We start from the raw sequence: 6,400 nt of genomic DNA on the forward strand, positions 1-6,400 counted from the left end.
ATGAAGGATCCCTCTTGTGATAATCATATTGGGTTTTTACCTCCACATGCAGCCCTTCGTCATCCCCCGCGGCGCGGCCCCGGCCGGGGCCGCGGCCCTCACCTCCGGGCCGGAGCCCGCCGAGCCGGAGCCCGCGACCGCCCCGGAGCCGGCGGCGGCAGCGGTGGCCGGCCGGGAGCCCGCGGCCGGGACGGAGCCCACGGCCGACCAGGAGCCGGAGTGCGTGCCCGCGCCGGACGCCGGAGCCGGACCGGAGGCCGGGGACTCGCCGGACGCCGGAGCGGGACTGGACGCCGGAGCCCTGCCGGACGCCGGGGACTCGCCGGAGGCCGGAGCCGCGCCGGAGACCGGGGACGCCCCCGCGCCGCACGCCGCCGTGCCGGCCGCCCGGGCCGCGCTGGAGTCCGAGGAGGTCCCCGCCCCGGGCCAGGAGCCGGACGCGGGCCAGGAGCCGGACGCGGGCCGGGAGCCGGACGTGGGTCGGGAGCCGGTCGCGGCGTCCGCCGGGGCCGGCCGGGAGGCCCGGCGGCCCGCGGAGAGCGTCCACGCGCTGGTGGACGGCGCCTTCGCCAACCTGGAGGACAAGAGCTGGGCCATCGCGCAGAACAGGCTGTTCAGCGACGAACCGGCGACGGTGGAGGCGCTGGCCAAGCTCTTCGCGGTGCAGCCCGAGGTGATCCGCGAGCTGGAGGACGACCTGCGCCTGCGGTTCGCGGCGTGGCTCGGCTCCGAGGAGGCCGCCCCCTACCGGGAGCACCTGGCCGAGGTGAAGCGGGTCCTCGGCAAGGCGGCGCCCAAGGCGCGCCTGATCACGGCGGCCGACTGGCACGAGCACGAGCTCCACTCCCTCGACGTGCCCGCCTGGCAGTTCGTGCTGGCCAGCCTCCCCGAATACCACCTGGTCGACGAGTGGCTGGTGGAGGGCGACATCACCGAGCTGCGCCACCACACCCGCGACGTGATCAGCGGCGCCAAGCCCCCGCTGACCATGACCAAGGCCCTGGCCCTGGTCACCTCCCTCGGTATCCACCCCGAGGTCTCGAAGGAGTGGCTGGAGAACGTCCCCCAGCTCCGCATCCTGGGCGCCGGCCAGCGGGCGAACGGCTCGGCGGCCAAGGTCAAGAGCGCCGAGAAGGCCAAGGGGCCGGAGAAGGCCGGCAGCGCCGAGAGGACCATGAGCGTCGAGAAGGCCGAGCTGCCCGGCAGATCCTCCGGCCCTCCCGGCGGGGAGGCGGGCAAGGCGCCGTTCCGGCCCCTCAAGGACGTCTCGCTGACCCGGCGCTGCTTCCGGCAGCCGGACGGCCGCTGGTGGCTCAGGATCGACATCACCCCCGAGCACCTCCAGGGGGCCGAGTGCCCGCTGCCCAGCGGGTTCGCCGCCTACCTGGGCATGTCGCCCGGCGGCGGCCGTACGGTCACCAGCGCGGTGGGCGAGCTCACCCTGAGCTGGCGGGAGCGGCCCGTCGTGGAGTCGCTCAGGACGCTCCTGGCGGACGTGGGCGCCAAGCAGGGCAGCCACCTGTTCCTGACGCTGTCCGACGAGGGGGTCCTGCGCGCCCGGCACCTGCCGGCCGCCGGCAAGGGGGTCGAGCCGACCGCGCAGGCGCTGCGGCTGGTCGGCTACACCGCGCCGGGCGGCACCCCCGAGCAGGCCGGCCGGGTCATCGCCACCCGGATCGGCATGACGGGCCCGGTGGGGCTGCCCGACCTTCTCGTCCGGCTGCGGGAACGCGGGGACCGCGACCTGCTGTCCCTGCTGGCCTAGCCGATGCCCCGAATCGCGATCTCCCCGGAGTTCCCCGCGGAACTCGGCGCCCTGGCCCAGCCGGTGCGCCGGGACGTCGTCGTCGCCGTGCGCCGGTTCATGCAGAACGTGGCGGGCGCGCCGCACCCGGAGCGGGTCAGGGGGGCCGGGGACCCCCGGCTCGTCACCCTCCGCCTGGCCGCCGGGCACCGCGGCGTCGCGGTCAAGCAGCGGGACGTCTACTGGCTGCTGACCGTGCTGCCGGACGCCGAGGCGTGGGCCTACGCGCGGCGCCACCGCTACGGCGTCAACAGCGCGCTGGGCGTGGTCGAGGTGTGGGACACCGCGGCGCTGGAGCGGGTCGGACCCGCGGTGCGCAGGGCGGCCGAGTCCTCCCCGGCACGGCTGTTCGCCGACACCTGTGACACCGACCTGGCCGAGCTGGGCATCGACCGGCGGTTCCTGCCGCTCGTCCGGCAGATCACCGACGAGCTGATCCTGGAGGCGCTGGAGCCGCTGCTGCCCCCGACGCAGTACGGGCCGCTGGCCGCGCTGGCCAGGGGCGAGTCGATGGCCGGGGCCTGGCGGGAGCTGGAGGCCTGCCGCGCGGTCGCCGCCACCGGGGACCCGGTCGACCCCGACGACTTCGCCGCCGCGCTCGTGCGCAGCCCGGACCGCGCCGTCTTCGTCGGCAGCCCGCGCGAGCTGAACCACGTGCTCGACGCGCCGGACTGGTGCGTGTTCCTGCATCCGCCGCAGCACCGGCTGGCCCGCTGGGAGTCCTACGAGCAGCCGATGCTGGTCACCGGCGGCGCCGGCACCGGCAAGACCCTCGTCGCCCTGCACCGCTCGGCCTTCCTGGCCGAGCGCGGCGGCGGCCAGATCCTGCTCGTCACCTTCTCGCAGGGGCTGAGCGCCGATCTCGCCGCCCGGCTCGACCTGCTGATCGAGGACGAGACGGCGCGCAAGCGGGTCGAGGTCGGCAACGTGGACCGGCTGGCCCACCGCATCGTCTCCGAGGCCGAGGGCCGCTCGCCCGTGCTGGCCGGCGCCGCCGAGCTGACCGCGCTCTGGCAGGAGACCGACACCGGCCACAGCCCGGCGTTCCTGCTGCGCGAGTGGGAGCAGGTGGTGCTGGCGCAGAACCTCCGGACCCTGGAGGAGTATCTGACCGCCCCGCGCCCCGGCCGCAGCGTCGAGCTCACCGGTCCGGAGCGGACCGCCGTGTGGCGGGCCGTCGAGCACGTCACCGGGCAGCTGCGGGAGCGCGGCAAGCGCACCCTGCTCCAGCTCACGGCCGAGGCGTCGGCGCTCCTGGGCCAGACGACAGGGGACCTGCTGGAGGAGACGGCGCCCAGGCGGGAGCCGTACCGGCACATCGTGGTGGACGAGGCGCAGGACCTGCACCCCGCGCAGTGGCGGCTGCTGCGCGCGGCCGTGCCGCACGCCCGCGACGACCTGTTCGTCGTGGGCGACCCGCACCAGCGCATCTTCGACACGCGGGTGTCGCTGGGCTCCGTCGGGATCGACGCGGTCCAACGCCGGCTTCAGGTGTCATACCGGCTTCCGCAGGAGATCCTCTCCTGGGGGGTGCGACTGCGGGGTGGCGGACCCGCCGACGGGCTGGTGGAGGGGGTTCAGGAGCTGTACGGCTTCCAGGCCACCCGGCACGGGCACCGGCCGATGGTCCGAGCCTACGATTCACCGGAGGAAGAGCTGACCGGTCTGGCCACACAAGTGGGACAGTGGGTGGAGGAGGGTGTGCCGCCGCAGGAGATCGGGGTGGCCGCCAGGACCGCCGGCCTCGTGCGCGAGGCCCGGTCCGCCCTGCGTGATCTGGGGGTGAGAGTGACGACGTTGCACGGCATGAAGGGCCTGGAGTTCCGGCGGGTCGCCGTGATCGGCGTGGCCGACGGGACCGTGCCGCCTCCCGACTCGCTCACCCCCGCCGACGAGGACCCCTCGGCGCGGGCGCACGACCTCCAGCGCGAGCGCGGCCTGCTCTACGTGGCCTGCACCCGGGCCAGGGAACTGCTGTACGTCTCCTACTCCGGACGGGCCAGTCCGTTCCTTCCTACCTGATCACATACTCTGAACTGCGGATATATTCCCCTTTGCCGGTTGGACCCCAATGAACCTCAGCCTGAGCGACATCGCGCCACCCCTGCGCTGGACCTCTCCCGGCCAGGTAGCGCCGATCGCAACCGACCCCCGTCTCCCCGAGGCGTGGTGGCAGGCACTTCCGCTGGACCGGGCCTGCTCCACCATCGGGACCTCAGAGGTCGCCGGACGTCTGGCCGATCTCGCCCTGGCCTGCTGGGGACATCTGACACTCGGCGACGTCCTGCCCCTGCTCAGGTTCGCCGACCCGGCCGAGAGCGTCCGCACCCCCGAGGGGCTCGGCCGGGAGGTGGTGCACAAGCTGTTCACCGGCGTGCTCGAACGGCTGCTCGAACCCGTCACCGAGGAGAGCGTCGCCCAGGTCCGCCCCTCCCGGCCGGACCGGCCGCTGCCCGAGCTGATCGACGAGGTCTTCGCGGCCCTGGACGAGCGCCAGCGCGCCATCGCCAGGGACCGCCTCTACGCCTCGCAGCGGGCCACGCTCGACGACCTGGCCCAGCGGTTCTCGGTGACCAGGGAGCGCATCCGGCAGATCGAGCGCGACCTGCGCGACCACGTCGAGTCCTGGCTGGCCGGCGACGACGCCGCGCCGCTGGTCGCCCACGTGTCCTGGCTGCGGGGCCGGCTCGGCTCCGCCGTGCCCGCCGACGACCTGGCCGCGGCGGTGCCGTGGCACCGCACCGACATGGCCACGCTGGGCATCCCGGCCTGGCGGTTCGTGCGGACCCTGCTGACCGGCTACGACCAGGTGGACGGCTGGCTGGTGGCGGGCGGCGCCGACGAGCTGCGGGAGAAGACCCGGCAGCTGTTCACCGACGGGCCGCGCCCCCTCGACGAGGCCGTCACGCTGGTCAGCCAGCTCGGCATCCGCGAGGACGTGGCCGAGCGGTGGCTCATCGCCGTGCCCCAGCTCCGGGTCCTCGAAGGCCATGTGGTGCCGTGGCCGCGCAGCGTCAACGACAAGGCCGAGGCGGTGCTCGCGGTGGCGGGCGGCGCGCTGACGCCCGAGGAGATCCAGGAGCGCATCGGCGAGGACTACAGCCTCGTCGGCATCCGCAACCAGCTCACCGCCGACGACCGCTTCCTCCGGCTCGACCGCAACAAGTACGGGCTGTCGCGCTGGGGCGGCGAGCAGTACCTGGGCATCAGGGAGATGATCGTCCGGGAGATCGAGCGGTCCAACGGCGAGGCGTCGGTCAACACGATCGTGACGAACCTGACCTCGCGCTACGACGTGAGCGAGAGCTCGGTCCGCGCCTACGCGGGCGGGCCCGGCTTCGAGCGCACCCAGCGCGGGTGGATCCGGGTGGCCGGGGCCGAGCAGGCCGACTACCAGCCGCGCCGCGACGTCTCGGCGACCCGCCGCTGCTTCCGCAGCCGCGACGGGCGCTGGTGGCACCGGGTGGACGTCAACGCCGAGCACCTGCGCGGCTCGGGCTCCCCGCTGCCGACCGGCTTCGCGGCCCACCTGGGCATGGCCCCCGGGGGCCAGCTCACCGCCTCCACCCCGTCGGGCGACGTGGTGATCAGCTGGCACAACCAGCCGACCATGGGCTCCATCCGCCCGATCCTGGTCGCCTCCAACGCCTCCGAGGGGGATCACGTCTTCCTGACGGTCTCCGACGGCGGCGAGCTCCTGACCCGCTATCTGCCCGCCGCGGCCCCGGGCCTGCCGGCCCTGAACCGGGCCCTCTACCTGATCGGCTACACCGCCCCGGTCGCCTCCGAGGCCGAGGGCATCCGCCTGATCGGCGCCCGGATCGGCCTGGCCGACGGCTGCACCCGCGAGGAGGTCATCGCCCGCCTGCGCGACCGCGGCGACCGGGAGATCCTCGCCTTCCTGGAGGGCCCCGCCTGAGAATCTTCCTCCAGGACCCCGGCGGAGAATAGGGTCGAAGGATGCTACGGCTGTATGACACGCGGCACCGCCAGGTCGAGCCGGTCCTCCCCGAGGGGGCCCGGTCGATGCGGATGTACACCTGCGGGCCGACCGTCTACCGCCACGCCCACCTGGGCAACTTCCGGTCGTACGTGCTGTCGGACCTGATCAGGCGGGTCAGCGAACGGCAGCGGGTGCGGGTGGTCGTCTGCCGCAACATCACCGACGTCGGGCACCTGGTGGACGACGCCGAGATCGATCCCGGCGGCGAGGACAAGATCCTGGCCCAGGCGCGGGCCGAGGGCCGGAGCGGGCTGGAGATCGCACGGTTCCACGAGGCGGCCTTCCTTTCCGACGCGGCCGCGCTGAACATCCGGCCGCCCGAGCACTCCCCCAGGGCCACCGAGACGATCGACCTGATGATCGAGTTGATCGTCAAGCTGATCGAGAAGGGGCACGCCTACCCGACACCCGACGGGTCGGTCTTCTACGACGCGACCTCCTTCCCGTCCTACGGCGAGATCTCCGGCAACCGGCTCGACCGGCTCAGGCCCGGCCACCGGGTCGAGGGCGTCGACCCCCGCAAGCGCTTCCACGCCGACTGGGCCCTGTGGAAGCCCGCCGACCACGAGATGACCTGGCAGGCCCCCTGGGGC

General features: G+C 74.0%; 3 protein-coding genes and 1 pseudogene. All 4 read left to right on the forward strand.

The genetic code is table 11. From position 1 onward, the window contains the following. Nucleotides 1–16: 16 nt before the first annotated feature. Nucleotides 17–1,765 carry a hypothetical protein gene (locus ACWDS7_RS45370; protein ID WP_451934344.1) on the forward strand — a complete coding sequence of 583 codons (1,749 nt, stop codon included), beginning with the start codon at nt 17–19 and terminating at the stop codon, nt 1,763–1,765. A 3-nt stretch (nt 1,766–1,768) separates the two neighbouring features. Continuing rightward, nucleotides 1,769–3,826: a UvrD-helicase domain-containing protein gene (locus ACWDS7_RS45375; protein ID WP_451934345.1), complete on the forward strand. Its 2,058-nt coding sequence runs from the start codon at nt 1,769–1,771 to the stop codon at nt 3,824–3,826. 49 nt (nt 3,827–3,875) lie between these two features. Further along, nucleotides 3,876–5,723, forward strand: a complete 1,848-nt coding sequence (locus ACWDS7_RS45380) for a sigma factor-like helix-turn-helix DNA-binding protein (protein ID WP_306864064.1) — start codon at nt 3,876–3,878, stop codon at nt 5,721–5,723. A gap of 41 nt (nt 5,724–5,764) precedes the next feature. After that, nucleotides 5,765–6,400 (forward strand): annotated as a pseudogene (locus ACWDS7_RS45385) (cysteine--tRNA ligase); the annotation flags it as partial.

It is taken from the genome of Streptosporangium sp. NPDC003464 (assembly GCF_053588315.1).